Annotated in this window: 25 protein-coding genes; 8 read left to right on the plus strand and 17 right to left on the minus strand. The window is 55.0% G+C overall.

Annotation, left to right across the window (positions count from 1 at the left end; translation table 11 throughout):
- Positions 1-9: 9 nt before the first annotated feature.
- From EG886_RS03715 to EG886_RS03730, 4 genes are all read right to left on the minus strand, one after another.
- Positions 10-642, minus strand: a complete 633-nt coding sequence (locus EG886_RS03715) for a chloramphenicol acetyltransferase (RefSeq protein ID WP_124726881.1) — start codon at positions 640-642, stop codon at positions 10-12.
- A gap of 156 nt (positions 643-798) precedes the next feature.
- On the minus strand, positions 799-1,617 hold the full coding sequence (locus tag EG886_RS03720; protein WP_124726882.1) for a carbohydrate ABC transporter permease: 819 nt from the start codon (positions 1,615-1,617) through the stop codon (positions 799-801).
- Positions 1,614-2,582: a carbohydrate ABC transporter permease gene (locus tag EG886_RS03725; protein ID WP_124726883.1), complete on the minus strand. Its 969-nt coding sequence runs from the start codon at positions 2,580-2,582 to the stop codon at positions 1,614-1,616. Before EG886_RS03725 ends, EG886_RS03720 begins: the two co-directional genes overlap by 4 nt.
- A 71-nt stretch (positions 2,583-2,653) precedes the next feature.
- Positions 2,654-3,949 carry an ABC transporter substrate-binding protein gene (locus EG886_RS03730; RefSeq protein WP_241154361.1) on the minus strand — a complete coding sequence of 432 codons (1,296 nt, stop codon included), beginning with the start codon at positions 3,947-3,949 and terminating at the stop codon, positions 2,654-2,656.
- Positions 3,950-4,282: 333 nt separating this feature from the next.
- Here EG886_RS03730 and EG886_RS03735 point away from each other — a divergent pair, with 333 nt between their 5' ends.
- Together EG886_RS03735 and EG886_RS03740 are read left to right on the plus strand one after the other, a co-directional pair.
- Positions 4,283-6,898: a phosphoenolpyruvate synthase gene (locus tag EG886_RS03735; RefSeq protein WP_124726884.1), complete on the plus strand. Its 2,616-nt coding sequence runs from the start codon at positions 4,283-4,285 to the stop codon at positions 6,896-6,898.
- 418 nt (positions 6,899-7,316) lie between these two features.
- On the plus strand, positions 7,317-7,730 hold the full coding sequence (locus EG886_RS03740) for a hypothetical protein (protein WP_124726885.1): 414 nt from the start codon (positions 7,317-7,319) through the stop codon (positions 7,728-7,730).
- A gap of 109 nt (positions 7,731-7,839) precedes the next feature.
- Here the strand turns inward: EG886_RS03740 and EG886_RS03745 are convergent, their stop codons facing one another.
- The 5 genes from EG886_RS03745 to EG886_RS03765 form a co-directional block, all read right to left on the minus strand.
- Positions 7,840-8,088, minus strand: a complete 249-nt coding sequence (locus tag EG886_RS03745) for a hypothetical protein (protein WP_124726886.1) — start codon at positions 8,086-8,088, stop codon at positions 7,840-7,842.
- A 114-nt stretch (positions 8,089-8,202) separates the two neighbouring features.
- Entirely contained in the window at positions 8,203-9,156 is a 954-nt protein-coding gene (locus EG886_RS03750; RefSeq protein WP_124726887.1) for a hypothetical protein, read from the minus strand.
- Between the two features lie 62 nt (positions 9,157-9,218).
- On the minus strand, positions 9,219-10,415 hold the full coding sequence (locus tag EG886_RS03755; protein ID WP_164491637.1) for an Mbeg1-like protein: 1,197 nt from the start codon (positions 10,413-10,415) through the stop codon (positions 9,219-9,221).
- A gap of 173 nt (positions 10,416-10,588) precedes the next feature.
- A complete protein-coding gene (locus EG886_RS03760; RefSeq protein ID WP_124726889.1) occupies positions 10,589-11,371 on the minus strand; it encodes an SDR family NAD(P)-dependent oxidoreductase in 783 nt (260 codons plus the stop codon).
- A 164-nt stretch (positions 11,372-11,535) separates the two neighbouring features.
- The gene (locus EG886_RS03765; RefSeq protein ID WP_124726890.1) at positions 11,536-11,730 is read right to left on the minus strand and encodes a hypothetical protein; all 195 of its coding nucleotides are present in this window, start codon (positions 11,728-11,730) and stop codon (positions 11,536-11,538) included.
- Positions 11,731-11,900: 170 nt separating this feature from the next.
- Between EG886_RS03765 and EG886_RS03770 the strand changes: the two genes are divergently transcribed.
- The 3 genes from EG886_RS03770 (at position 11,901) to EG886_RS03775 (ending at position 13,254) form a co-directional block, all read left to right on the plus strand.
- A complete protein-coding gene (locus EG886_RS03770; protein ID WP_124726891.1) occupies positions 11,901-12,188 on the plus strand; it encodes a YciI family protein in 288 nt (95 codons plus the stop codon).
- 167 nt (positions 12,189-12,355) lie between these two features.
- Complete coding sequence (locus EG886_RS13650) at positions 12,356-12,505, plus strand: hypothetical protein (RefSeq protein WP_164491638.1); 150 nt, start codon at positions 12,356-12,358, stop codon at positions 12,503-12,505.
- 191 nt (positions 12,506-12,696) lie between these two features.
- The gene (locus tag EG886_RS03775; RefSeq protein ID WP_124726892.1) at positions 12,697-13,254 is read left to right on the plus strand and encodes a hypothetical protein; all 558 of its coding nucleotides are present in this window, start codon (positions 12,697-12,699) and stop codon (positions 13,252-13,254) included.
- 26 nt (positions 13,255-13,280) lie between these two features.
- Here the strand turns inward: EG886_RS03775 and EG886_RS03780 are convergent, their stop codons facing one another.
- From EG886_RS03780 to EG886_RS03800, 5 genes are all read right to left on the minus strand, one after another.
- Entirely contained in the window at positions 13,281-13,985 is a 705-nt protein-coding gene (locus tag EG886_RS03780; protein WP_124726893.1) for an ABC transporter ATP-binding protein, read from the minus strand.
- Between the two features lie 28 nt (positions 13,986-14,013).
- Entirely contained in the window at positions 14,014-14,784 is a 771-nt protein-coding gene (locus EG886_RS03785) for an ABC transporter ATP-binding protein (protein ID WP_124726894.1), read from the minus strand.
- 26 nt (positions 14,785-14,810) lie between these two features.
- Entirely contained in the window at positions 14,811-16,061 is a 1,251-nt protein-coding gene (locus EG886_RS03790) for a branched-chain amino acid ABC transporter permease (RefSeq protein ID WP_124726895.1), read from the minus strand.
- Positions 16,062-16,071: 10 nt separating this feature from the next.
- Positions 16,072-17,055: a branched-chain amino acid ABC transporter permease gene (locus EG886_RS03795; protein ID WP_124726896.1), complete on the minus strand. Its 984-nt coding sequence runs from the start codon at positions 17,053-17,055 to the stop codon at positions 16,072-16,074.
- A gap of 129 nt (positions 17,056-17,184) precedes the next feature.
- A complete protein-coding gene (locus tag EG886_RS03800) occupies positions 17,185-18,360 on the minus strand; it encodes a branched-chain amino acid ABC transporter substrate-binding protein (RefSeq protein WP_124726897.1) in 1,176 nt (391 codons plus the stop codon).
- A 470-nt stretch (positions 18,361-18,830) separates the two neighbouring features.
- Here EG886_RS03800 and kynA point away from each other — a divergent pair, with 470 nt between their 5' ends.
- The 3 genes from kynA to kynB all read left to right on the plus strand — a co-directional run bounded on the left by kynA (position 18,831) and on the right by kynB (position 21,757).
- On the plus strand, positions 18,831-19,676 hold the full coding sequence (kynA, locus tag EG886_RS03805; RefSeq protein WP_124726898.1) for a tryptophan 2,3-dioxygenase: 846 nt from the start codon (positions 18,831-18,833) through the stop codon (positions 19,674-19,676).
- Between the two features lie 192 nt (positions 19,677-19,868).
- Entirely contained in the window at positions 19,869-21,137 is a 1,269-nt protein-coding gene (kynU, locus tag EG886_RS03810) for a kynureninase (RefSeq protein WP_241154362.1), read from the plus strand.
- Positions 21,137-21,757 carry an arylformamidase gene (gene kynB, locus EG886_RS03815; RefSeq protein WP_124726900.1) on the plus strand — a complete coding sequence of 207 codons (621 nt, stop codon included), beginning with the start codon at positions 21,137-21,139 and terminating at the stop codon, positions 21,755-21,757. Before kynU ends, kynB begins: the two co-directional genes overlap by 1 nt.
- Positions 21,758-21,821: 64 nt before the next feature.
- Here the strand turns inward: kynB and EG886_RS03820 are convergent, their stop codons facing one another.
- The 3 genes from EG886_RS03820 to mgtE form a co-directional block, all read right to left on the minus strand.
- Positions 21,822-22,823, minus strand: a complete 1,002-nt coding sequence (locus EG886_RS03820) for a zinc-dependent alcohol dehydrogenase family protein (protein WP_124728646.1) — start codon at positions 22,821-22,823, stop codon at positions 21,822-21,824.
- Between the two features lie 188 nt (positions 22,824-23,011).
- On the minus strand, positions 23,012-24,292 hold the full coding sequence (locus tag EG886_RS03825; RefSeq protein WP_124726901.1) for a M14 family metallopeptidase: 1,281 nt from the start codon (positions 24,290-24,292) through the stop codon (positions 23,012-23,014).
- 368 nt (positions 24,293-24,660) lie between these two features.
- Complete coding sequence (mgtE, locus tag EG886_RS03830; RefSeq protein WP_124726902.1) at positions 24,661-26,010, minus strand: magnesium transporter; 1,350 nt, start codon at positions 26,008-26,010, stop codon at positions 24,661-24,663.
- Between the last annotated feature and the right edge of the window lie 52 nt (positions 26,011-26,062).

Consider the following 26,062-nt stretch of genomic DNA (forward strand, 5'->3'; position numbering starts at 1 on the left):
ATGGAATGTTTACCCGGTCGGGGCATCCATGGCTTCCTGCATGCGCCGGAAAAAGCGTCCCACGTGTTCACCGTCCAGCAGGGCGTGGTGAGCCTGGATGTTCAGCGGGAGCAGGATCTTTTCGTCTTGGGTGAAATACTTGCCGATCGCGAACCGGGGAATGCAGTCGCCGCCTTTCAGGGAAACCGGATGGGTGACGGAAGTGAACGACACCCACGGCATGCTGGTGACGTAGATCAGGTCATCCCGGGGTTCGTCGTCGGGGTTCAAAGTTTCCCGGTTCTTCGCCTCTTCCATGACGGGCAGGCCGGCACGGACGAACGCTTCCAGGGACTCGTGCCAGGCGACATCCGCGAACACGAAGATGCCGGAGGGGGTCATCAGGGTGAAGGACGGATGCACCACGTCATGCTCGATGACTTCGTCCCCCCGCATGCGAAGGCGGAATTCGGGAATCGCGTTGGCCGTCTTTGTCAGCGCATGGAGCACGGACAGGAAAAACGGCAGGTTTCGCTCCTTGATGAACCGCCTGTACCGGGTGATGTCCAGGTTGGCGGTGAGGCTGAACCAGGGGAAGTCCATCCGCCGGAACAGCTCGTAGTGTTGACGCCTCTTCCAGGATGAAAGGTCGATCCGTTTCATGATGTGAGTCATCCTTTGATCCGGCCGCGGCCGCATTATACGGCGCTTTTTTGAACGCGGATAGGGTTTCGACTCACATTGTAACACGGGAGGCGAAGAATCGGACATCTTCCGAAAAAAATCCCCCGCTGATGGCGAGGGAGGTACGCTTGCTTTTTATCCTTTCAGTGCACCGGCCAAAAGACCGCGAATGAAATACCTTCCCAGGAAGATGTAGACGAGCAGGGTGGGCAGCGCGGCCATCAGCGCGCCGGCCATCTGGACGTTGAATTGGACGATTTGGCTGCCGGACAAGTTTTGCAGCGCCACCATGATCGGCTGATTGGTTGTGTTGGTAATGGTGACGGCAAAGAGGAACTCGTTCCAGATCTGGGTGAATTGCCAGATGCCCGTGACGACGAAGCCGGGAACGGAGAGCGGCAGGATGATGCGCCGGTACGCGCTCCAGATGCCGCAGCCGTCGATTTGCGCCGATTCGATGATCTCCTTCGGCACGGCGGCGTAAAAGTTGCGGAAAATCAGGGTGGTGATCGGAAGACCGTACACCACGTGGACGAGGATCAAACCGGGAATGGTGTTGTACAGCTGAATGCTCTGCAAAAAACGGATCAGCGGGATCAGGATGCTCTGGTACGGGATGAACATCCCGAACAAGATGGCGGTGAACAGGACGTGGTCCCCTTTGAAGCGCCATTTGGCGAATACGTACCCGTTCAGGGAACCCAGCAGGGCGGACAGCACCGTGGCGGGGACGGCCAGCAGAATGGTGTTCCAAAAATGAGGGGAGAGTTTCTCCCAGGCGACGCCGTAGCTGCTCAGATCGAAGGCGGAGGGAAGGTTCCACATGTTTTCCAGGGTGGCTTCATGCACCGGTTTCAGGCTGGTGACGACCACCACGTAGACGGGAACGAGGAAACACAAGGCCAAGAGGATGAGGATGGCGTAGATGCCGAAGCGACTGAGGGATCGGGTCATCGGCCGGATGCCTCCTTCCTTCCCCCGGAGAGAAGCTGAGGCAGGATCAACAGGGTGACCAACAGAAGCATGATGACGGAAATGGCGGCTCCGTGCGCGTAGTGGTTCCCTTTGAACGTGGTCTCCACCATGTAGACGCCGGGCATGTCGGTGACAAAGCCCGCGCCGGGACCGGTCATGGCATAGATGAGGTCAAAGATTTTGAGCGAGATGTGTCCGAGGATGATGATCGCACTGATGGTGACCGGTTTCAGTTGAGGGAGCAGGACATGGCGAAACACTTGCCATTCCGAGGCGCCGTCCACCCGGGCGGCTTCCCGGATTTCTTCCGGAATGGAGCGCAGACCGGACAGATACAGCGCCATGGTGAAGCCGGACAGCTGCCAAACCGCCGCGACGATCACCGCCAGGAGGGCCAGCGGCACCCCGATTTGAATCGGTCCCCACTGCACGCCCGGAATCACTTCCGGATGGATGTACCAGAGGGGAGGTTCCTCCACTCCCAGTTTTTTCAGCAGCAAATTGATGCCCGTGGACGGGTTGAAGATCCACTGCCACACCACACCCGTCACGATGAACGACAAGGCCATGGGAAAGAGAAAGAGATTGCGCAGCCAGACTTCTCCCCGGATCCGGCTGTCCAGCAGCAGGGCCAGCGCGAGACCGAGCAGGAGGCAGCAGACGATGAACAGGACGGTGAACACCACCGTGTTCCGGAGATCGGACAGAAAGCGGAAATCGGAAAAAAGGAAACGGTAATTGTCCAGACCGGCAAAGGTGAAATCGGGGACAAACGTGTTCCAACGGGTGAAAGAAATCCATCCGGTCCAGCCGATGAACCCGTACACGAAGACGGCGATCAGCAGGACGGATGGAAGGATGAACAGAAAGGCCGCCAGGCGTTCCCGGTTTTTCCGTACAAGCGGCAAGGCGGCGGGGGCGGACGATTTCTCGTGGCGGTTCATGAAACGGCTTCAGCCTCCTTGCAAAAGTGGCCCCGGGCGTCGGAAAAACCGGCTGCCGCCCGGGGAATGGTTCACTTCGCCAAACCGTTTTGTGCGGCGGCCTGTTTCAGACCCTGAATGGCTTGATCCACGTTTCCTTGCGTCACGAACGTGTTGATCAGCTGGTTGAACGCGGTGACGAATCCTTCCGGTGCCGCGGAGCCGTGGACCAGCGAGGGTACCAACTGATCCGTTTTGAACTGTTCCATCGTTTGCTTGCCGTATTCGTCATAGTTGGAAACGTCCGCATCCAACCGGGCCGGGATGGACCCCTTCAGCGGGTTGAATGCATCCTGCCCTTCCACCGATCCCAACACCGCCAGGAATTTCTTGACGGCGTCCGGGTGTTTGGCGCCTTTCGGCAGACCGAACGTGTCCGTCACGACGAGGAACATTCCACCGGTTCCCGGTGACGGTTCCCAGCCGAAGTCGGTGCCTGCAGCCAGTTTCAAGTCCGTGGTGAAATATCCTTTCACCCAGTCGCCCATCACGTTCATGGCCGCGTCGCCCTTGGCCACCAGTTGGGCGGCATCCTGCCAGTTGCGTGCGGCATGGTCCGTGTTTGCGTAAGACAGCATCTTCTTGAAGTGTTCAAATGCCTGGCGGATGCGCGGATCATCCAGGGACAGCTGTCCTTTCCACAGCTTGCCGTAGTCTTCGGCACCCAGCGTGGCCAAAAGCACGGACTCAAACAGATGCGTCGCCGCCCAGGGCTCTTTGTCCCCCAGGGCCAGCGGGGTCACGCCTTTGGCTTTCAGCTGCTCGGCCACCGTGAAAAACTCGTCCAGCGTCGCAGGTGGTTTCAGACCGTGTTGGTCGAACACTTTTTTGTTGTACCAGAGCACGTTGCTCCGGTGCACGTTCACCGGAACGGAGTAAATGTGTCCGTCTTTGCTCACCAAGTCGATCAGGGCGGCGGGGAACTTGTCCTTCCACCCTTCCTGTTCATACAGGCTGTCCAGGGGCTCCATCTTGCCGGCCGCCACCCAGCTGTCATTCAGCTCCGATCCTCCGTGCACCTGGAACGTGTCCGGCGGATCTCCGGCCTGCATCCGCGTGGCCAGCACCGTCTTGGCATTGGTGCCCGCACCTCCGGCCACCGCCGCGTTGATCACTTCCATGTCGGGATGTTTCTGTTTGAACACGTCGATCAGGGCTTTCAATCCGGCTTCCTCACCCGCGCCCGTCCACCAGCTGAAAATTTCCACCTGGTTGGTCTTGGACGGATCCGAAGGCGAAGCGCCGGAACTGCAAGCCGTCAGGGACAACACGACCGACAGAGCGACAGACAACGCGCGAATCGGTTTTCCGGCAAATGCTCTGAACAAAAGGCGTCCCTCCCCGGATGATGGGTGGTGATGTGTGGAGCGGAAAATCGTGACAACACAAAGGCGTTCTAATGCGAATTATAAATGAATCTTGATTATTTGAAAAGTTCTTGAACATTCGAGGGTGGGAAATCCCATCAGTCGACAGAAAAACGACAGCAACCCTCGAGTTTCATATCATCAACGCAAAAAAATAAAGTGAGTACTCACTATAATTTTCTTGCAACACATGGTATGATGAGGGCAAGGGAGGAAGATCCCGGCGAGTGCGGCGAGTTCGGAAATCATATCCATGGTCTTATCGGACGACAACGTCGGAAAGGAGTCCTCGGGATGACAGCCAGCGTCCTTTTTTTGCATGAAGTGGATCAGTCGGATCTGTTGCGTGTCGGCGGAAAAGGGGCCAATCTCGGTGAGCTCATGAAGGCCGGTTTTCCCGTGCCGGGAGGATTTTGCGTGACGACCCGGGCCTATCAGGAGTTCATCGGAACTTGCCCCGAAATGGAAGGGTTCTTCGAGGAACTGGATTCCCTCGATCCCGCTGATCTGGAAACGCTTCGGGAGCTTGGGGAACGGATCCGTTCCACGCTGTTGTCGCTGGAAATCCCCGGACATCTGCGGGAGGAAATCATCCACGCTTGGGAACGGGTCGGCAAGGAACATGCCTATGCCGTCCGGTCCAGCGCCACGGCCGAGGATCTTCCCTCCGCTTCTTTCGCGGGGCAGCAGGACACGTATCTGAACATTCGCGGACGGGATGAACTGTTGAAGCATGTCCGGAAATGTTGGGCTTCCCTGTTCACCGACCGGGCGATCGTGTATCGTGCCAAAAACGGCTTTGACCATCGCCAGGTTCATCTCTCCGTCGTGGTGCAGCGGATGGTGAACCCCGAAGTGTCCGGCATCATGTTCTCGGCGGATCCCGTCAGCGGGAATCGCCATGTCGTCACCATCGACGCCGGCTTAGGACTGGGTGAAGCCCTCGTGTCCGGAATCGTGACGGCGGATCTGTACAAAGTGAAAGACGGAGAGATCATCCACAAAACCGTGTCGGACAAGAAAGTGGCCATTTATTCCGTTCCGGAAGGGGGCACGGTGAAAAAAGAGCTGTCCCCGGAGCAGCAGAAAAAACAGGTGTTGTCCGACAGCCGGATCCTCCGGTTGGCCGAGTGGGGGAAAAAGATCGAAGCCCACTTCGGGTCGCCCCAGGACATCGAGTTCTGCATCGAAAACGGGGACATTTTCATTGTGCAAAGCCGCCCGATCACGTCGCTCTATCCGTTGCCCGACATTCCCCGGGAGCCGCTGCGCGTGCTGATATCGTTCGGGCATGCGCAGATGATGACGGAAGCGATGAAGCCGCTTGGCCTTTCGGTGCTTCGAACCGTGTTTCCGAAAGTCGTGTTTTTGGAAGCGGGAAACCGGCTGTATCTCGACCCCAGCGTGCTGCTTCGTACCCGGATCGGCCGGACGGTTTTCCCGCGGGTGCTCCGTCAAGTGTTTGATGAATCGCTCAGCCTGGCCGTCCGGGAAGTGATCGAAAGGCCCGAGTTCAAACGGCATGCGCCGCCGCGGGGATTTCTGCGCAAGGCGCGCCGCGCGGTGGCACCGGTGGCCAAAGAGATTTGGCTCAACCTCTGGAAACGGGATCCGAACCGGTTCAAACGCATCGTCGAGAGCCGCATGGAAACGATACTTGGGGAAGTTCGCACGGCACTGGACGGGGTCAGCGGCGTCCGGCGACTGGAAACGGTCCACCGGGTGCTGGATTCGCTGGCGCTCCGGGTTGTGCCTCAATTTGCACCGTTTATCGCCTGTTACCCGATCTCCACGTTGTTGCTTCGCACGTGGCTGAAGGAAGATGCAGACCTTCATGCGCTGAACAAATCCTTTTCCGGAAACGTCACCAGCGAAATGGGGCTCGAGATCGGTGACCTCGCGGATCTCGTCCGGGATTGGCCCGAGGTGGAAAGATACCTGCAGGAAGCAAAGGATGAAACATTCTGGAGCGGTCTGTCCGAAGTGCCGGGTGGCGAGCAGTTCGCAGAGGCGTTCCGGACATTCCTGGACCGGTACGGCATGAGATGCCCGGGTGAAATCGACATGACCCGACCCCGCTGGCGGGAGGCACCGACGTTGCTGATCCCGTCCATCCTGGGGCACATGCAGAGCGTCAAGCCGGGAGAACACCGGAAGAAATTCGCCGAGGGCGAAAAAGAGGCGCTGGAAGCGGCCGCACGCATCCGGAAGCGGGTGGGAACACGCGGCTTCAAAGCGAAACGGGTGAGCCGGCTTATTGAAGTCTTTCGGGCGTCGGGGGCTTTGCGGGAACATGTCAAATATCTGTTGGTCAACATACTCGATGAATGCAAGAAAGCCATCATGGCAGAAGCGGAAGAGCTGGTGAAAAGGGGACTGCTGCAACAAGCGGAAGATGCCCACTTTCTGAGGCTGGATGAGCTGATCCGGATGGCCGAAGGGAAGGCCACTGAACACATTCCCACCCTTGTTGCCCGGCGGAAGGAAGAATTCGCACGGCACCAATCGATGAAACCGCCCGGCGTGATGACCAGCGAAGGGGAGATCGTCACCGTCACCCGCAAAGTGAAGGATCTTCCCCCGAACGCGTTGGTCGGAACCGCCGCTTCCGCCGGCGTGGCGGAGGGGATCGCCCGGGTCATTCTCAAGCCCGAAGAATCCCGGCTTAAGGAAGGCGAGATCCTCGTCGCTCCTCACACCGATCCCGGCTGGACCCCGCTCTTCCAGTCCGCCAAAGCATTGGTCACGGAAGTGGGCGGCTTGATGACGCACGGTTCCGTCGTGGCCCGGGAGTACGGCATCCCCGCCGTCGTGGGAGTCGAAGGCGCCATCGACAACATCCCGGACGGTGCCCGCATCCGCGTCGACGGAAACCGGGGGTTCGTGGAAATCTTGGAGGATCAGGCTTGAATCACGTCATTTTCGTAAGGATGGCGGCATCTCAGATCATGGGATGCCGCTGATTTTTGTGAAACCAAAAGCACTTGGGGAAGAGATGACAGGAACCGGTGGTGAAGAAACCATTTTGTGTACGATGATTGGAGGATAAAATGGGTAAAAACAGGCGATTATGAATCCGGTTGAACGGGCTGATGCTTTCGAAATGTTTTCCATAAAAGAATTATCGAACTTCGCTATGAAAATTCGTATGTAAAATTATGAATAATTAGTCTTGAATTTATCGTTCGGGCTGTGCTGAAATAAAAATCGCACCAAACGTTCGGAATCTTTGATCGGTTGGTGCAAAATCATGGGGATTCGCCAGGAGACGATTGATTTCTCAAGCAAAAGATGATGCCTCTCAAGAAAGACAATGGAGGGATGATCGATGCTTAAGAAACTGGTCGTGTCACTTGGAACCATGTTGTTGGCCTTTGGGATGTTCTTTGGATCAGAGGCGTTTGCTGCAACTTATGTTGGTACAGGCTTTTGGGCAACAGAAGACGGGAAATGGGATTATACCTTTTCCACCACGTCATCCGAACGAAATGTGGAACTTAGCATTTACAATGTTTACCGTGTCAACTACAACAATGGGGTAAAAAAATATCAAGATGATCTCACTGCCGCGTCCGTTCGCTTGTGCAATGCATCAACCGGAAATTGCACGGCTTATAAAAAATTCAGCCCTGGTGGAGTTGCAACTTTCACCAACATGATTCCTGGACAATATCGCGTGGACATCATTGACGGATATCCAAGTTATTACTTTGAAGGTTATGTGGATGTATTCAGGTATTGAGTGAATATGGAATGGCGGCGTCTCGGATCATGAGATGCCGCCATTTTGTCCATTCAAGACAGATCACTCATGCAGCCGGTCTATTTGCGTCTCTTCCAACAGAGATTGCTTATTCCGCATCCTCCTCTTCGTTGTCTTTGGGAATCACAAAATGACTGCAATGAGGGATCCATTCAATCAAGAGAGTGTTTGCCTCCTGGTCATCAATCAGACCACCCCCTGACCCTATCACCCAGCCTCTTTTTTGAACCAGATCGATCAGTTCATCCATGAATTCGGAAAGATCTTCTTGATCAAGATCCTTCTCTTTGCTGAAAACGGTGGAGATCAGGAAGAGTCCGATTTGTTTGTTGTCCATGGGTAATCCTCCGATTGGTTGAGTTCAAAGAAGAAGGAGAGGCGAAGAACCTCTCCTTTTATAACGTGAATTGGCTTCACATGCAATTCTGTATTGACAGGAATTGAATTTTTGTTACCGATATGTTTTCAAATACTTCTGAAGATCTTCGGCGGTCCGGAGAGATTTTACATCGTTTTCTCCGAGAAAAAAGGCGTAGGAAAGATGTTTCACAGAGTTAATATCAATTTTATCCAATGTTTTAACGCTTTCTTTATAGTACTCAAAGGAAACGGAGAGTCGCGTCACTCCCATTTCCTCTAATTCTTTGAATAAATTCCATATCCTCGACAATTGTTCTTCGGGAGGAGTGGTTGCGTAAAGGTTCAGATTCAAATGAAGAATGAAAAAGTTAGGATCCTCGTTCAGAATTTCTTTATAATACGGGATTTCCGGACCGGTAAGAAGATCTGATTTTTGGGGATTTGCGGAAAAGCTTATTTCTTTCCTCCATGTATCCGGAAAGTGTTTGTTCAGAACAGGCATAAATTCCTTTTGGAACTGACGGTCCCAAATTTCTTCCCGATACGTATCATCAAAACCTTCTTCTGTTCCGCGATCAATCACCCCTACTTTGAGTTCGGGATCATCAACGGGATGGACCCGGATGGCATATGATTCAACAAACGGCATGTAGGATACATGCTCCGCCACGAACTTTTTCCCGTATTTTTTTTCGAGATATTGTTCAACTTCCCGTTTGAGCATTTCGGTATCTTTTTTGGGGGTGAATTCTTCTTTGAGCGCTTCCCGGAACAAGGAGCTGAAATACCAGATCGGGGACATGAAAACCAGCACTCCCGACATCACGGCCGCCCCACTGCGAATCCAAAACATTTTTCCCGGTTGGAAAAAAGAAGCATCTTTCCGAAATTTCATCCAGGTGTAGATCCCGGCATCCAGCATGGCAACGATTCTCAAGGCCCACAGCCATTTGATCACCACGTAGGGATTGAAGAGATGGGTGAGATACAAGCCGAAATAAACCACCATGTAAGGAATCGCGGTCCAAATTCTGCCGGCATACACTTGACCGGCCCCCGGTGCGAACAGGGAAAGAAGGGATGCCACCAGTGAATGGACGGATTGTTTCATGGAGCTCGAATCTCCTTTATTGAATTTCTCGGCACGATATACCCGTTTTGATCATAATACTTGCGGTAATGGGCGAACTTTTTCGAAAGTTTTCCGCCGTGAATTCCACTGAAATGAGCGATCGAGTGGTTTTTCAGACTGTTTTCCCGCAGGTTCTTCCACAGGCCCGGAGCCTCTTCATAATCGTTGCGGGAAGCGACGTTTTTTTGTTCATTGGGGGTGTTGAGAAGATAGGTTTTGCCGATATGTATGTTGACATTTCCGGGGATGTCGTCACGGATGACATAATTGTGAATGAGATCATCCAGCAGTCCGTTGCGGTTGGCGAATTCGAGGTCCGGACGCGAGCGGTGATTCTTTCCTGGAGCGTTGAACGTGACGGTCGGAACATTGTACTTGGCGGCCACGCTTTGAGCCAGATACCCTCCGAGGGAATGGCCGGTTTGGATGACTTTGAAGTCCCCGTATTTGGCGGTGACTTCTTTATAATATTTCTCCGCGGATTCTTCCTGTTCAATATGGTCCCTGAACACCAAGTGAAGATCATCACCGGCATCACGCAAAAATTCGTCGGTTCCCCGATAACTGATCAAAACCGTATTCTCGTTTTTGTTGACAAAGGTTTTGGCCGCGAAGCCGTTTTTGTCTTCAACTCTGAATTGTGGATCTTCCATCCAGCTGTCTGTTCCCAAATATTGTTCCAAATGTTTTTGTTGTACCCAATCCATATCACCGTAAGCAAACGTGGCGAACATGGCCATCTGCAAATCGGTGACGTTGTGGTCGTCCAAAGATCCGTGCGGGCGGTGGGTGTAACGGCTGATCACTTCCGTGCAATCTTCGGCCCCGCAATCCGTGTACTGCATCGGGTGTTTCTGGTCAAGATGGGGGGTGGCGACCGGTTTGAATGAAGCGGTTTTCACCTGAGCCGGTTTCGGCACGGAACCCGAAGGCAGTTTCGGAATCTGAGGTTTGTTGTCCGGTTTTTCTGGCGGTGGTTTCTGTTCTTTGCCCAAAATGATTTCCATCACTTTGTCCGCCAGGATCTGACGGATTTCCTCTCCGTTGATGATGGAGTGGAGAATCGTGGCGAACAGCAGACCGACGGCCATCAGGATGACGTATTCAATGGTGGAAGAGCCGCGTCTGGAACTGAATCTGCTGCGATGTGGAAGGGAGCAGAACTTGTCCATCCGGCACTTCGTCTTCCTTTCGACAATGATTCGGGAAATTTCCTGTTTTTTCTCCGACAAGTTACATTTTACTGAAAATTCATGATTCATCCAGTATTTTTTTGAGAATGTTTTCTGTGGCAAGGAATAAAGAAAGACGCACTCCCGAAATTCGGAGTGCGTCCTTTTTCGGTTTATTGAACTCTGCGCTCCTGCACCTGACGGATGATGGCGGTGAGGGTTTTGCGGGGGAGAAAACGGCCGACGGTGACCAGCAGGCGGTTGCGGAAGCCGGGGATGATGACGGTCTTGCCGGCGAGGAATCCCTTGTAACCGATGCGGGCCACTTCTTCGGCGGTCATGGCGCCGCTTTGGAACAGTTTGGACTGCTCGAGACCGGCGCGTTCCGTGAAGCGGGTGGCGGTCGGTCCGGGACAGAAGGCGGTGACGGTGACGCCGGTTCCCTTCAGTTCGTTGGCCAGTGCCTCACTGAAGGAAAGCACGTATGCCTTGGTGGCATAGTAGACGGCCATCAAGGGGCCGGGTTGAAAGGCAGCCACGGAAGCGACGTTCATGATCCGGCCGTGCCCCCGCTGAAGCATGCCGGGCAGGAGGCGATGCGTGAGGTCGGTGAGAGAGCGGATGTTCAGATCGATCATGTTCAGCTGATGGTCCGGATCCAGCTTGGCAAATTCGCCGTACAGGCCGAATCCGGCGTTGTTGATCAGCATGTCGACGGTGATCCCCGATTCTTCCAGGGTATGTACGAGGGCGGCCGGGGCGAGGGGCTTGCTGAGATCGTAATCATGCACGTGAATGCGGACACCATGAGCGTCGGACAGTTCATCGGCGAGCCGGTTCAGCTTCTCGCGGTTTCTGGCGACAAGGACCAGATGATGGCCGCTTTCGGCGAACAGCTTGGCCAACTCTTTGCCGATGCCTTCGGAGGCACCGGTGATGAGAACCGTTTGATTCAATGAAAGCTCTCCTCCCTTGTCTGGTTTCAGTTCATCCTATGTTTGTGGGGAAAGGAACAGACGGACAAGGTTGAGTCAGGAATCGGAAGAGCCGGAGACGCCAAAATTTCTATTCCTGCGACTCCGGCTGCTTTCGGATGGTGAACAACGGTTCGAAGACCGATTCATGACTGAAACGCATTCCACACCAAGGCCAGTCCCACCAGCAGGGAAGCGAGGTAAATCAGGCCCAGGAGGACGATCCGTTTCACCCGGTCGCGGACATACCGTTGGTTCCACTTGGGATTTTGCGCCCGACCCACCCACAGGGAGTATCCGAGTGAGGCGAGGAAGATGACGAGAAAAACGATGAGCCACATGTTGCATTCTCCTGATTCAGTGATGTTGGTGTCTCGTCATCATTGTAGCCCGAATTTGAATGTCGTACCATTGGTTCCGGATGCTTTTCGCTTTGAACTTGGTTGCATGTCCCGGAGCAAAACAAGTAAGATGAACAATGACAGCTTGAAGCGGAAGGGGACAGGACATCATGTTTGTGGCGATTCTCAGGTACAAGTTGCCGTTTGAAGAAGTGCAAAAGCATGTGAAGGCGCACCGGGATTATCTGGACGGACAATACCGCGAAAAACGGTTGATCGTATCGGGTCCGATGACTTCGAAAACCGGCGGGGTCATGGTGTTCCGGGTTCAGACGAGGGAGGAAGTGGACCGGATCATCGAGGGAGATCCGTATTATCTGAACGGAGTGGCGGAGTACGAAGTGATCGAGTTTGACCCGGTGAAACACGATCCGGTGTTCCGGGAACACTTTCTGTGAGAAGGAACCGGACCGGGTTTGTCTGGATGACGTGAAGATGCACGGGAGTCGGCGCTGATCCTGCAGGGGATGTGGGCATGGATCGGACGCCGGCGGTGTGTGGACGAGTCTCATCGGCCCGGTTCGGGCCCTTTTTGTTTGGCGGAAGTTCGGAAGGAGGAGGCGGAATGAGCAGAAGGTCAACGGCTTGGATCATCGGCTTGGTCATTTTGGCGGTGCTTCTTGCCAAATTGTTGCGCATCGGGATTCAGGTGCTGCTGGTGTTGATCGGTCTGTTGGTGTTGTTGATTCTGATCCGCAGAATGAATGCCCGCTGACGGTTGGGTTCAAGGTCATTGCACTCGGGATCCGCTTGTCGGGAACGATTCAAGCGGAAACCGTCCGTTTGTGTCCGATTTATGCCTGAATATGGGCGGTTTTTGCAACTTCTTTTCCAAGTGGATGAAATTCGTTCGATTTTGTCGAATGATTGGAGTGAATGAACCTTGAGGCGAAAGGATCGATTGTCGTGGAGATGAAACAAGGCACACAAGCAACCGTCGAGGCCGGCCATCCTTTTCCCTCCGACCCGGGCAAACACTCCCGGTGGATCGGTTTCGCCGTTGTGTTTTTCGTATTCGTGATGTCGGTCGGGCTGGCCGCGGTTTATCATATTTCCAGGATGGATGCCACGTTGCTGAATAAATGGACGGAATCTTCCGGGATCCGGATGGAAAACGAACTGGACCGGGAAGCCGTTGCTTTTTTGGAGCGTCGCAAGCTGCTGGAACCGGGAGAACGGCTGATCACCTATTACGACCGGTGGTCGAACCGGAGTCGTGTCAGCATCTTGACGGACCGGCGTCTGATCTGGTGGGTGGAAGACCGGATGCTCGAACTTCCCCTTTCGTCGGTCACGGAGGTCAAGCGGTACAAACGGGAGAACCGGGACGGAGAGATTGACGTGTTCGTGCTGGTGGCGCGTGACGGGCGGCGCATGAAGGTGGAGATGGAGGAAGGGCACGGGGCGGATGTGTTTGAGCGGGAACTGAATGATGCGATCCATGCAAAAGAAAGCGGCCACTGACCAAGGCAGTCAGTGGCCGCTTTTTGTCACGCGAGATATGCTTCTTTGACGGCTTCGTTGCCCAGGAGGGCGTCTGCGTTGTCTTCCATCACGATGTTTCCGGTTTGGATGATGTAGCCGCGATGGGCGATTTGCAGAGCCTGGAACGCGTTTTGCTCGACCAAAAGAATGGTCATGCCTTCTTTGTTCAGCTCCTGGATGATTTCAAAAATCTGCTCGACAATGACCGGAGCCAGACCCATCGAAGGTTCGTCCAGCAGCAGGATTTTGGGCTGCATCATCAGTCCCCGTCCGATGGCCAGCATTTGCTGTTCACCACCGCTCATCGTTCCGCCTTTCTGGTGGAGGCGTTCCTTGACGCGGGGGAAGTAGCTGAACACCCGTTCCATCCGGCGCTCGATCTCTTTCTTGTCTTTCACCATGAATGCACCCATCTCCAGGTTTTCTTTCACGGTGAGACGCGGAAAGATCCGCCGGCCTTCCGGGACGTGCGCAACGCCGAGCGTGGCGATTTCGTGGGGAGGCAGCTTGGAAATGTCCTTGCCGTCAAACAGGATGTTCCCCGTCGTTTTCACCTGGCCGCAGATCGATTTGAGCGTGGTAGACTTGCCGGCACCGTTGGAGCCGATGAGCGTGACGATTTCCCCTTGTTCCACCCGGACGGAGATGTCGGCGAGAGCCCGGATCTGGCCGTAGTATGCGCTAACTTGTTTCAGTTCCAAGAGACTCATCGAGTCTGCAACTCCTTTCACTGGCTCGTCAGGATACGGCGTCCTTTCCGAGATATGCTTCGATCACGCGCGGGTTGTTCCGGATGTCTTCCGGACCGCCGGAAGCGATCTTTTGACCGTAGTCCAGAACCATGATGTCCTCGGAGATTTCCATGACCAATTTCATGTCGTGTTCGATCAGGATGATGGTCATGCCGTAATCGTCACGGATGCGGGAGATCAGTTCGGTCAGTTCCTTCGTTTCCCGCGGGTTCATCCCGGCCGCCGGCTCGTCCAGCAACAGGATTTGCGGCCGGGTGGCCAGGGCGCGGGCGATTTCCAGACGACGCTGGGCCCCGTACGGCAGGTTTTTGGCTTTCTGGTTGAGGTGTTCTTCCAGTCCGACGTACTTCAGCAGGCGATACGCTTCTTTGGAAGCGTGATTTTCTTCCTTTCTGACCCAGGGAAGATTGGCCAGGATGCTGAAGAAGTCAGCCTTCAGCTTGATGTGCATGCCGACCATCACGTTTTCCATAACGGTCATTTCTTTGAACAGACGGATGTTCTGGAACGTGCGGGCAATCCCGAGGGCGGTCACCTCATTGGGCTTTTTTCCCACGATCGAACTGTCGTTCAGGAGAATGTCACCGCCATCCGGTTCGTAAATGCCCGTGATCATGTTGAAGAATGTGGTTTTTCCTGCACCGTTCGGGCCGATCACCGAGGTGATGGAGTGTTTTTTCACTTCAAAATCCACTTTGTTCACGGCGGTCAGACCGCCGAACGTCTTGGTGAGACCGACTGTCTTGAGAATAGCCACAGGGAATTCCTCCTTTTGCCGAAATCTCAGGCAGAAGTCGGCCGCCCGGCTTGTGCGGCGTCTTCCGGTTCTTTGAGTTTGGCGGGATCAACGGAACGGTTTTTGGCCGGGATCAGTCCCTGCGGACGATATACCGCGATCAGCACCAGAACGATGCCGAAGAGCATTTTCTGCATTTTGGCCGGAGAGAGTGCGTCCGGAACGGCGAACATCGTGTTCAGCCAGCCGGTGAGCTCCGTCAGAATCTGCAGGTTCAGAATCGTGATGATCGAAGCTCCCAGGATGACGCCCGGCACGCTTCCCATGCCGCCCAAAATCACCATGACCAAGATGGTGATCGACTCCAGCAGCGTGAAGCTGGTCGGGTCGACGAATTGTTGCTTGGCGGCGAAGACGACGCCCATCAGTCCGGAGAAGGAAGCACCGATCGCGAACGCCCACAGTTTGGTGCGAACCAACGGAATTCCCATCGCCTGTGCGGCGATCTCATCTTCGCGCACCGCTTTCCAGGAACGGCCCAGCCGGGAGTGTTCCACGCGGCGGACGCCGAAAATCACCAGTCCCAGGATGGCCAGCACGATGAAATAGATTTGGTGCGAATAGGTGAATTGGTAGCCGAACAGTTCGGCCGGCTGGATGGAGGACAGCCCCATCGCGCCGTTGGTGATGTTGACCGGCTTGTCCAGGTTGTTGAAGACAATCCGGATGATTTCCCCGAAGCCGAGGGTCACGATGGCCAGATAGTCTCCTTTCACGCGCAGAACGGGAATGCCGAGCAGCACTCCGAACACGGCGGCGAAGAATCCGCCGATCAGGATGAACAGCCAGAACCATTCACCGGACAGCGGGAAGGTGTCGGAAGAGAACAGATTCTGGGCATGCGGTGAAGCAAAGATGGCGTACGTGTAAGCACCGATAGCGAAAAACGCCACGAACCCGAGGTCGAGCAACCCCGCGAAACCGACGACGATGTTCAGTCCGAGAGCCATGGCGATGTAAATGCCGGTTTGGACGGCCACTTCCATGTAAGCCTGTTGCGACGGACTTCCCGATGTGGCCAGAGGAATGACGACCACCAGGAGACCGAGAGCGATCAGCCATTTCACCCGATCGGAGAACGATGTGTAGTACAGGAGCAGGAGCGAAGCCAATAGCAGCAGGAACGATGTGACCGATTTTTCCATGAAGTACACACCGGCTCCCGAGGTGATGACGAGCAAGGCCAAAATCCCGATCTGGAACATTTTGTTGGACGAGTATGACTTGAGCTTATCCATTCCGTATCACCTACACTTTCTCCTTGACCGCTTGTCCGAACAGGCCTTCGGGTTTGAACAGGAGCACCAGAATGAGGATCATGAATGCAAAAACGTCCTTGTATTCCGCGCCGAGTGCCCCGCCGGTCAGCACTTTCAGGTTGGAAGCCGCAAACACTTCCAGCATGCCGATGACCAGGCCCCCGAACATCGCGCCGCGGATGTTTCCGATTCCTCCGAGCACGGCGGCGGTGAAGGCCTTCAGTCCGAGAATGAATCCGATGAACGGATCGATCGTGGAGTATTGTTGGGCATACAGCACACCGGTGGCTCCGCCGATCGAGGATCCGATGAAGAACGTGAGCGCGATCACTTTGTTCACGTTGATTGACATCAGTTGGGCGGTTTCGCGATCCTGTGCCACGGCGCGCATGGCAATGCCCCATTTGGTCTTGTTGACGAACAGATCGAGTCCGATCATGATCAGAATGGCCACGCCGATCACGATCAGGGAGTTGGCTTTGAAGCCGACATCATGAAACCCTCCCCAGAGGGACGAGAACGGAATCGTGATTTTTTCCACGTACAGGCTGGGACCGGTCACGATGTAGTTTCCGGTTTTGAGCTCGGCGATGAAGCGCACGATGTCCTGCAGCAGGAACGAGATCCCGATGGCGGAGATGAGCGGGATCAGTTTCGGGGCCGTCCGCAGAGGCCGGTAAGCCAGTCTTTCGATTCCGACTCCGAGGAGTCCGGTCAAAAGAGAAGAGATCAGAATGACGATCAACAACGAGAGCCACAGCGGCATCGCTCCCAGCAGTCCGGCGGTTTGGAAAGAAAGCAGTGCCGCCGTCCCGATGAACGCGCCGACCATGAAAATTTCCCCGTGTGCGAAGTTGATCAATTCAAGAATTCCGTAAACCATGGTATATCCCAATGCCACGACCGCATAGACCGCACCCAGGATCAGGCCGTCGATCAGGACTTGTGGCAGGGTGGACAAGACTTCCTGCATGTCGTTTCCCTCCCGGTTGGATGAAAAATGCAATGGCGATGTGTATCATGAGTTGGTGCATGGATTCAAGAAGAAGGAAAGAGGTGGCAGAGTGTGAGTCCGTCACCTCTTTTCCCCGTCAAGATCGGATCAGTTTTTGCTCTTTTCGCCCACCAACGTACCGGGATAGGCTTGATTGTCGAATTTGAAGATGAACACTTTGGCGTATTTGTTGTCGCCTTTTTCGTCAAAGGCCACTTTGGTTGCGACGCCTTCATAGTCCTGGATGGCGCGAACGGCGTTCATCACTTGCTCGCGGGTCGGCTTTTTGTTGCCGTTTTGTTTGATGGCATCTTCCAGACCTTTCAGCAGGACGCCCATGGCATCATAACCGTAGAAGGAGAAAGATTCCGGTTTTTTGCCGAATTTCTTCTCGTAAGCGTCGGCCCATTCTTTCCCTTTCGGGGATTTGGACACGTCAGCCGCGACGGAGGTGTAGAAGGTGTTTTTGATCGAGTCGCCGGCGATCTGAACGATGGTGGAGGAGTCAAGACCGTCGCCACCCATGATCGGAATGTTCAGACCTTTTTCGCGGGCTTGCTTGACCAGGATCCCACCTTCCGCGTACAGACCACCGAAGTAGACCAGGTCGGGTTTCTTGGCGGCCACTTGGTTCAGCACTCCGTTGAAGTCCTTCTCACCGATGGTGATGCCTTCATATCCGACGATGTTGGCACCCATCTTTTCGGCGGCCGACTTGAAGTTATCGGCAAGACCTTGGCCGTATGCGGTTTTGTCCTGGATGACGAAGATGTTTTTCGCTTTCAGGTCGTTGAGGGCATATGCCGCGGCTGCCGGCCCCTGGAAGTCGTCGCGTGCGCAGATCCGGTTGACCGACTTCATGCCGCGCTCCGTGATCTCAATCGCGGTATTGGCCGGAGAGACCATGGCCAGTTTGAACTTCTCGTAGACGACCGAGGACGGAATGGCCACGCCGGAGTTCAGGTGACCGACAACGCCCAGGACGGATTGGTCAGCGCCGATTTGTTGGGCGTTGGCCACGCCTTTTTTCGGGTCGCCTTGGTCATCCATCGGCAACAGTTCGATGTTGAAGCCCATTTGTTTGAATTTTTCCTTATTTTCTTCCAAAGCCATTTGTGCTCCGAGTTTGATCGCCTCACCGAGTGTCGCGCTGTTGCCGGACAACGGGGATTGCGTGGCGATCTTGATCGTTTCCTCTTTTGCGGTTTGACCGCCGCCTCCGCATCCGATGGCTGTTGCTGAAAGGAGAGCGATGACGGAGAACATGGACAAGACTTTCTTCATGTGTGTACCCCCTTGAGACGCAATCGTTGGAAACTTGCAAATATATTTTACACTTTGCCTAGAAAAAATCCTCTATTATTTTAGTATAGAGTAAAAATAACATTATTACAACAATTCAAAATAAATATATCCATCGCCTCCTTTCAATTGCTTTTTCAGCAAAAAGTTTAGCTCGGCGAAATAAGCCGGGTCCTCCGACCTGCGAAATTTGCGGTTCCTGTTTTTTCATTCTTGCAAAAAAGTGGATGCAAGAAGCTGAGGAACAACGCCGGTCGGCATCAAATTCGGGAAAAGAAATATTATTTTTCATATTGTTACAGTTAATATAACAGGAGTTGAAAGAAGATTCTAATAGAAAATTTTCCCTTTATACGAATTCTTCTTTCTTATCATGTCTTTTTTCGTGTTAAACTGGTATTGAATTCGTAACTTTGCTTGTTACGCAACAGTATCAAACGGGAGGGAGCCACATGAATTCTTCACATACGCGCGGCGAATTGCCTGAGAAAGGGATTTACACCGATTTTTTGAACCGGATGACTTACGGAGAATATCTGGGGCTTGACTCTCTGTTGTCCAGCCAACATCCATTGTCCGGCCATCATGACGAAATGTTGTTCATTATCATACATCAGACTTCCGAGCTGTGGATGAAATTGATCATTCACGAGTTGAAGGCGGCGATGGATTGCATCCACCGTGGCGAATTGTCGATGTCGTTCAAAATGCTGGCCAGGGTGTCCCGGATCCAGGAACAGATCATCCGATCCTGGGACGTGTTGTCCACGTTGACACCGGCGGAATACATGGAGTTCCGCGACAAGTTGGGACAAGCTTCCGGATTCCAATCGTGGCAGTACCGGATGATCGAGTTTTATCTCGGCAACAAGAGTCATCACATCATGGAGATTTACAAGAAGGATCCGGAACTGCTCGAAAAAATCAGGGAAGCGTTGGAGTCCCCCAGCCTGTATGACATCTCCATCCAGCAGCTGGCGAAAGCGGGTCTTCCGGTCGATCCGGGCGTGTTGGACCGTGATTGGACCCAGCCCTATCAGCCGCATCCGTCCGTGGAGGAAGCCTGGATGACCGTTTACAAAAACGTGGACAAGTATTGGGACTTGTACCAGTTGGCCGAAAAATTGATCGATCTGGAGGACTGGCTCCAGCAATGGCGGTTCCGTCATCTCAAAACCGTCGAGCGGGTCATCGGATTCAAACGGGGAACGGGCGGATCTTCCGGGGTTCCGTATTTGAAGGGCGTGCTGGATCAACGGTTTTTCCCGGAGCTTTGGGATCTGCGCACCCGGCTTTGAGAAGAGTGGAAGAATCTTCGGGCCCCGCGGCTTGAAAGCGATTTCAAGGCAAGAGGGAACATTTGCTCCGAAGCGCGTCGGTGCGAATATGCGCCGGCGCGCGATGAGACAGGATCATCGTGTTTTCCATGAGTGTATCCCGAAGCAACCCCGAAGTATGCGTCCGGGATGGAGAGGAATGGAGGGAACAAAATGAGATCAGAGGAAAAGGCGCGTTTGCTGGACGAACGGGATCCGCTCGCTTCATTCAAAAGCGAATTTTATCTCAAAGAAGGGGTCATCTATCTGGACGGCAATTCCCTGGGACTTCTTTCCCGCAGAGCGGAACGGTCCGTGCTGAAGTTGCTGGAGTCATGGAAAGAACTCGGCATCGACGGTTGGACCGAGGGAGAGCATCCCTGGTTTTGGTTGTCGGAACGCCTGGGCGCGAAAATGGCTCCCTTGGTCGGAGCCCTTGAGCATGAAGTGGTGGTGACCGGTTCCACCACCGTGAACTTGCACCAGCTGGTATCCACGTTTTACAAGCCGGAGGGCAGGAAAACCAAAATCCTTGCTGACGAGTTGAATTTTCCGTCCGACATCTACGCTCTCAAAAGCCAGTTGGAACTTCGGGGGCTTGATCCCGAAGAACATTTGATCCGGGTGAAGAGCCGGGACGGTCGCTGTTTGGATGAAGGGGACATCATCGCGCACATGACCGACGAGGTGGCGCTGATGCTTCTTCCGACGGTGTTGTACCGGAGCGGGCAGATCCTGGACGTGGAAAGACTCACCCGGGAGGCCCGGGCCCGCGGCATTGTGGCCGGCTGGGATGCCTGCCATTCGGCCGGAGCCGTCCCGCATCGGTTCCATGATTGGGACGTGGATTTCGCCTTCTGGTGCACGTACAAATACCTGAACAGCGGTCCGGGAGGGGTGGCGGCGCTGTTTGTTCACGAACGCCACCACGGAAAATCGCCGGGACTGGCCGGGTGGTTCGGATCGGACAAGCAGAAACAATTCGACATGAGCCATGATTTCACGCCGGCCAAGGAAGCGGGAGCCTGGCAGATCGGCACCCCGCATGTTCTGTCGACGGCTTCGCTCATCGGCTCCCTGGAAATCTTTCATGAAGCGGGCATCGACCGGATCCGGGAGAAATCCCTTCAGTTGACGGACTGGATGATGGAACTCGTGGAAACCGAGCTTGCGGGATACGGGTTTGACATCGGCACCCCGACGGAGGAAAATCGCAGGGGCGGACACGTGGCGCTGGAACATCCGGAAGCCGCCCGCATCTGCAAAGCACTGAAGGCGGACGGGGTGATTCCCGATTTCCGGGCCCCCAACGTGATCCGATTGGCTCCCGTCGCCCTTTACACCTCGTTCGGCGACGTTCTGGAAGCGATTCGCCGTCTGAAGGCCATCATGGATGAGAAGAAATATGAGCAATATGAAAACGAGAGGGGGGTGGTGGCCTGATGGCATGGATCGACATTACCCGGCCGTTGCATGCCGGCATGCCCGTCTGGCCGGGGGATACCCCGTTTTCGTTCGAGCTTTCCTGGACCAAAGAGCAAAGCGGGTCGGTCAACGTCGGGCGGTGGGTGATGAGCTCGCATACCGGCACGCATGTGGATGCGCCGTTTCACTTTGACGAGGCCGGAAAGAAAATGCACGAGGTGGATCTGTCCCTGTATGCCGGTCCGGCGCTGGTTGTCCGTCTGCCGGAGCGCGGCAGCATCGGAGCTTCGGATCTGGAGGGGAAAGTGCCGGACGGAACCGAACGGCTTCTGATCCGCACCGATTCCTGGAAGGATCCTTCCGTCTTTCCGGAAACGTTCACCTTCATTCGGCCGGATGCCGCTCCGTTTCTGGCGAAAAAAGGGGTTCGTCTTTTGGGGTTGGATGTGCCGTCCGTCGATCCGGTGGACAGCAAAAGCCTGGATGCCCATCACAGCCTGCACCGGTTTGGCATCCATTTGCTGGAGTCGACGGATCTGTCCCGGGTGGAGGAAGGAGAATATGAATTGTTCGCTTTCCCGCTCCGTGTGGAAGGCGGGGACGGCAGCCCGGTCCGGGCGGTGCTCAGAAAGAAATGAAGACAAAGCCTTGATCCCGGTCTCATGTGAGACCGGGATCTTTCGTTTGAGAAGAAGCGGAATGTCAGAATGAATCGTTCATCAGGGTGATCTTTCCGATCATTTGTCCCGATTCCAGTCTCCGATGGGCATCCGCCACCTGTGACACCTTGAAGTCCGTCGGGTCCAGGAGAGGCTTCAATTTTTGTTCCTCGACCAGTTTGGCCGCTTCGCGCAAAATGGCGCCGTGCCGTTCCAGACCTTCTCCCGTGAGAACGGGGAGGATCATGAACACCACGTGAAGAGTGAGTCCTTTGCTGTGCATCGGGGTGAGGTCATGCGTGGATCGGGTGGCGATGCCGACGACGGTTCCGCCGATTTTGACCGCCTCAAAGGACCGGTCGATGTTGGCTCCGCCGACGGTGTCAAACACCACGTCAAACCCTTTCCCGCCGGTGCATTCCTTGACATACTCGGTCACTTGTTTCTCGCGGTACGGGATGATTTCGTCCGCGCCGAGCTTCTTGGCCCATTCCGCTTTCTCCGGAGTGGAAACGGTGGTGAACACCCGGGCGCCCGCCGCTTTGGCCAGCTGTACGGCCACGTGACCGACGCCTCCGGTTCCTCCGTGCACCAATACGCTTTGTCCGGGCCGGATGCGCGCCCGTTCATACAGTGCTTCCCAGGCGGTGATCGTGACGAGCGGCAGTGCGGCCGCTTCCCGCCAGGAAAGGTTTTTCGGCTTCAAGGCCACGAGAGAGGCCGGGGCCAACAGATAATCGGCCAGCGCTCCGCCGCGGGTGTTTTTGAAGCCGCCGGCACACGCAAAAACATGGTCGCCTTCTTTGAACTCTTTCACTCCTTCTCCGACCGCTTCAATCACGCCGGCCACATCCCCGTGAAGAACGGCCGGGAGATCGGGGGCCAGGGCGGGGACCATTCCGCTGCGGATTTTCTGGTCGATCGGGTTTACGCTGGTGGCCGCCACGCGGATCAACACATGGCCGGGCAGGACTTCCGGTTTCGGCAGTTCGGCGGGCTCGAACACGTCCGGACCGCCGAACCGCCGGATCACTTGCGCGCGCATCAAGGTCATGCAATGTCCCTCCCTGTATGACAAGATTCCTTCATTCATTATCGTACCTGTTTCAAGCCGTTTCCGGAAAGACGGAAAGCGGGACAAACCGCGAGGAGGGGGCCTTCCGGCCTTCTGACAAAAAAGCCTCGCCGAAGATTCGGGGAGGCACATGAAAGACAAGGAACCGGTTTTTTGTGTCACTGACAATATTGGGCCTGTTTGCCGATGACCCGGTACGGGCAATCCGCCTGTTCGGCGAGATAGAGGACCGCTTCCCGGTTGCGGGAGGTTTCACGGGCGATCACTTCATCCGGCGGGTAGAATCCGGGATTGGAGCTGCGCGGATACATTTCGAACGTGTATGCGAAGATTTTGTGCGTGCCGTATGCCCAGTCGGCCATGTCCCCGTCGGTGATGTAGAGATCGCTGGCCTGCATCGGAGTGTAACCGTTGGTTTGGGCCATGGCTTGTCCCATCGTTCTGAACACGTTGTAATCATCCGCGGTCATGTCGGACGGAACGTCGGTGTAGGTGTAACCGTACGGCCAGAGAATCAGCTCGCTGTAAGTATGGAACGAGATGGCCGCTTTGATTTGCTGTTTGCCGCCGACGACGCGGCTGTTGATGAAGTCGCGCAGGCGGGCCGTTTCCGGTGCGGAGAACGGAGCGGATCCGCGATAGGTTTCGCTTGACGGGCTACCGCTGGAACCGCCGCAGCAGCCCCACTTGTAACCGTAGTTGCGGTTCAGGTCGGTTCCCACATAGCTGGAGCCGGAATTGGGCTGCCGGTTTTTGCGCCAGTACCGGTAGCTTCCCGTCGCGATGTCGTACTCGCCGCCGTCAGGGTTCAGGTTGAACACGATGAAGATTTCACGGTTGTTGACGATGTTGGTGATGCGGGAATCGGTTCCGTAATTGTTCACGAACAACTCGAGGAGATACAGGGCCATCTCCACGGTCAGATGCTCACGGGCATGATGCAGGGAGACGTAGAGAACTTCGGGTTCATTCTCGTCAATGTTGACGTTGTCGGAGATTTTCACTGCCCAGAGATCCCGGTTTTCGTAAGATTTCCCGATGCTGAACTTCGACACGATGTTCGGTTTGGAGGCAACGATCGTGTTGATTTTGTTGACCATTTCGTTGTAGTTGTGGTAACCGGAATCATACGACGGGAAATCTTGCGCACCCAGCACCGGTTCGGGATTGAATCCGCTTTTCCGGAGTTGGCGAACTTCCGAGAGCGTGGCCGTCACATAGACGGCATCGGGTTCGATTCCGTCGATCGCGGCTCCGGTCCGGGTGATGGCGGTCCGATGTTCCTTGGTGGTGACACCTCGGATTTTGTAGAAGCCGACTTCACGCAATTCCGTCTTCGGCTTGGACGGAGCGTCTGCCGCTTTCCCGAACACAACCCCCGGAATGAGGGTGAACACCAGGACCGCGACCAGCCCCAGGCTGAACAATCGTTTGAACATGGAACCGTGGCTCTCCTTCCTTCTGAGATGGATGTGGGCCCCTTCGGTCAGGGGAGGCGCCGGCGATGATGTTTTTGAAGGAGATCGAAATAATCGGTTGTCGAAAGGCGCTCGGGAAACTATTTCGACAAATTCGTCAGAAATTCCTTTGGATTCAACATAAATTTTATGAATTAAATTAATCTTAACAATATTTTCCGCATAAGGGATTTGGTTTCAACATGGTCCGGATCCATGATTCAAGGCAGGCATTCCCCGTTTTCCGTGTGACGGTCTTCCGGAAAACTTCAGGAAACGCCTGCCTTGGTCTTCTGCTCACTACTGTTGTCGGTACTCAAAACAGGTTCCACCTCTATTCGTTTGGATTTTCAGAGCTGCAAAATCACTTGGGCGAAGCTCAGGTAGATGATCAGCCCGGTTCCGTCCACCAAGGTGGTGATCATCGGTCCGGAGACGACTGCCGGGTCGATGTTCAGACGGTGCAGAACCAACGGCAATACCGCGGAGACCAGTGAGGCCCACAGGACGATGAACAGAGCCGACAGGGCCACGACGGTTCCGATCGACGCATCCACGCCCATCGTCGCCGCCCGAACATACCCGATCACGCCGAGCGAAACGCCCAAAAGCAAGCCGGTGACCGCTTCCTTGCGAATCACTTTCAGCAGGTCGGTGAATTTGACTTCACCCACGCCCAGTGCCCGCACCAATGTGGTGACGATCTGGGATCCCGTGTTCCCGCCGGTGCCGATCAGGAGCGGGATGAAGAAGGACAGGGCCACCACCCGGTCGAGAACTCCCTGGTAGCTCTCGAGCACGTTGGCCGTGTAAGCGCCGCCCACGAACAGGACCATCAGCCAGACGATCCGTTTTTTGAACAGCTCCCAGATCGAAGTTTTGAAATACGGTTCATCGAGCGGCTGGCTTCCACCGAGCTTGTGAATGTCTTCCGTGGCTTCGTCCTGGATGACTTCCACCACGTCGTCGTATGTGATGATCCCGACCAGTCGCTGACGATGATCCACCACCGGCAAGGCCACGAAGCTGTAACGTGAAAGAACTTTGGCCACTTCTTCCTGCTCCATTTCCGCCGGAACGGAAATGACATCGGTCGTGGCGATGTCCGAGAGACGGGTTTGCGGGTGGGCGAGGATCACTTCTTTCAACGACACCACGCCGACCAGTTCTCCGCGCGAGCCGGTGACGTAGATGTAGGAAATGATCTCGGCTTCATGCCCCACCTTGCGGATGTGACGGAGGGTCTGCTCACCCGACCAATGGGCTCTGGCGGAAATGTAGTCCACCGTCATCAGACTGCCGGCCGTATACTCCGGATATTCCATCAATTTGTTGATTTTTGCCCGGTAATCATCGGGCAGGAGCCGGAGCATCTGTTCCGCCTGCAGGGGATGAACGGCCAGGAGCATGTCGACCACCGTGTCGCTCGACATTTGCTTGAGGAGCGGAGAAGCCATCGAATCATCCAGATGGCGCAGGATGCGGTATTGGTGTTCCGGCTCGAGGTATTCGAGGGTTTCGGCCGCATCCGGGATCGGCAACCGCTGGATGAGTTCCAGTTGGTCGGACGTCTCCATTTCCAGCAGGATTTCCGACAGGTCGCGGGGTTGCAGCTGTTCCAGGAGTTCCAGCAACCGGGCTCCCTTCGCGGGTGACTGCAACACCGAAACGATCTCTTGGCGGGCAAGTGCTTGGTTCATGCGTTTCCCCCCTTTTTCGTTTCATAAAAAAAACCCGCACTCAAAAGAGGGG

This window comes from Staphylospora marina (assembly GCF_003856495.1).
Lineage (GTDB): Bacteria > Bacillota > Bacilli > Thermoactinomycetales > Thermoactinomycetaceae > Staphylospora > Staphylospora marina.

Excerpts from the sequence above, each read along its gene's own strand:
- EG886_RS03825 (WP_124726901.1), bottom strand. The coding sequence starts at position 24,292 with ATGTTCAAACGATTGTTCAGCCTGGGGCTGGTCGCGGTCCTGGTGTTC.
- EG886_RS03740 (WP_124726885.1), top strand. The coding sequence starts at position 7,317 with ATGCTTAAGAAACTGGTCGTGTCACTTGGAACCATGTTGTTGGCCTTT.
- EG886_RS03795 (WP_124726896.1), bottom strand. The coding sequence starts at position 17,055 with ATGCAGGAAGTCTTGTCCACCCTGCCACAAGTCCTGATCGACGGCCTG.
- EG886_RS03715 (WP_124726881.1), bottom strand. The coding sequence starts at position 642 with ATGAAACGGATCGACCTTTCATCCTGGAAGAGGCGTCAACACTACGAG.
- kynA (WP_124726898.1), top strand. The coding sequence starts at position 18,831 with ATGAATTCTTCACATACGCGCGGCGAATTGCCTGAGAAAGGGATTTAC.
- EG886_RS03725 (WP_124726883.1), bottom strand. The coding sequence starts at position 2,582 with ATGAACCGCCACGAGAAATCGTCCGCCCCCGCCGCCTTGCCGCTTGTA.
- EG886_RS13650 (WP_164491638.1), top strand. The coding sequence starts at position 12,356 with ATGAGCAGAAGGTCAACGGCTTGGATCATCGGCTTGGTCATTTTGGCG.
- EG886_RS03790 (WP_124726895.1), bottom strand. The coding sequence starts at position 16,061 with ATGGATAAGCTCAAGTCATACTCGTCCAACAAAATGTTCCAGATCGGG.
- kynU (WP_241154362.1), top strand. The coding sequence starts at position 19,869 with ATGAGATCAGAGGAAAAGGCGCGTTTGCTGGACGAACGGGATCCGCTC.
- EG886_RS03755 (WP_164491637.1), bottom strand. The coding sequence starts at position 10,415 with ATGGACAAGTTCTGCTCCCTTCCACATCGCAGCAGATTCAGTTCCAGA.
- EG886_RS03770 (WP_124726891.1), top strand. The coding sequence starts at position 11,901 with ATGTTTGTGGCGATTCTCAGGTACAAGTTGCCGTTTGAAGAAGTGCAA.
- EG886_RS03745 (WP_124726886.1), bottom strand. The coding sequence starts at position 8,088 with ATGGACAACAAACAAATCGGACTCTTCCTGATCTCCACCGTTTTCAGC.
- EG886_RS03820 (WP_124728646.1), bottom strand. The coding sequence starts at position 22,823 with ATGCGCGCGCAAGTGATCCGGCGGTTCGGCGGTCCGGACGTGTTCGAG.
- EG886_RS03765 (WP_124726890.1), bottom strand. The coding sequence starts at position 11,730 with ATGTGGCTCATCGTTTTTCTCGTCATCTTCCTCGCCTCACTCGGATAC.
- EG886_RS03780 (WP_124726893.1), bottom strand. The coding sequence starts at position 13,985 with ATGAGTCTCTTGGAACTGAAACAAGTTAGCGCATACTACGGCCAGATC.
- kynB (WP_124726900.1), top strand. The coding sequence starts at position 21,137 with ATGGCATGGATCGACATTACCCGGCCGTTGCATGCCGGCATGCCCGTC.
- mgtE (WP_124726902.1), bottom strand. The coding sequence starts at position 26,010 with ATGAACCAAGCACTTGCCCGCCAAGAGATCGTTTCGGTGTTGCAGTCA.
- EG886_RS03800 (WP_124726897.1), bottom strand. The coding sequence starts at position 18,360 with ATGAAGAAAGTCTTGTCCATGTTCTCCGTCATCGCTCTCCTTTCAGCA.
- EG886_RS03735 (WP_124726884.1), top strand. The coding sequence starts at position 4,283 with ATGACAGCCAGCGTCCTTTTTTTGCATGAAGTGGATCAGTCGGATCTG.
- EG886_RS03720 (WP_124726882.1), bottom strand. The coding sequence starts at position 1,617 with ATGACCCGATCCCTCAGTCGCTTCGGCATCTACGCCATCCTCATCCTC.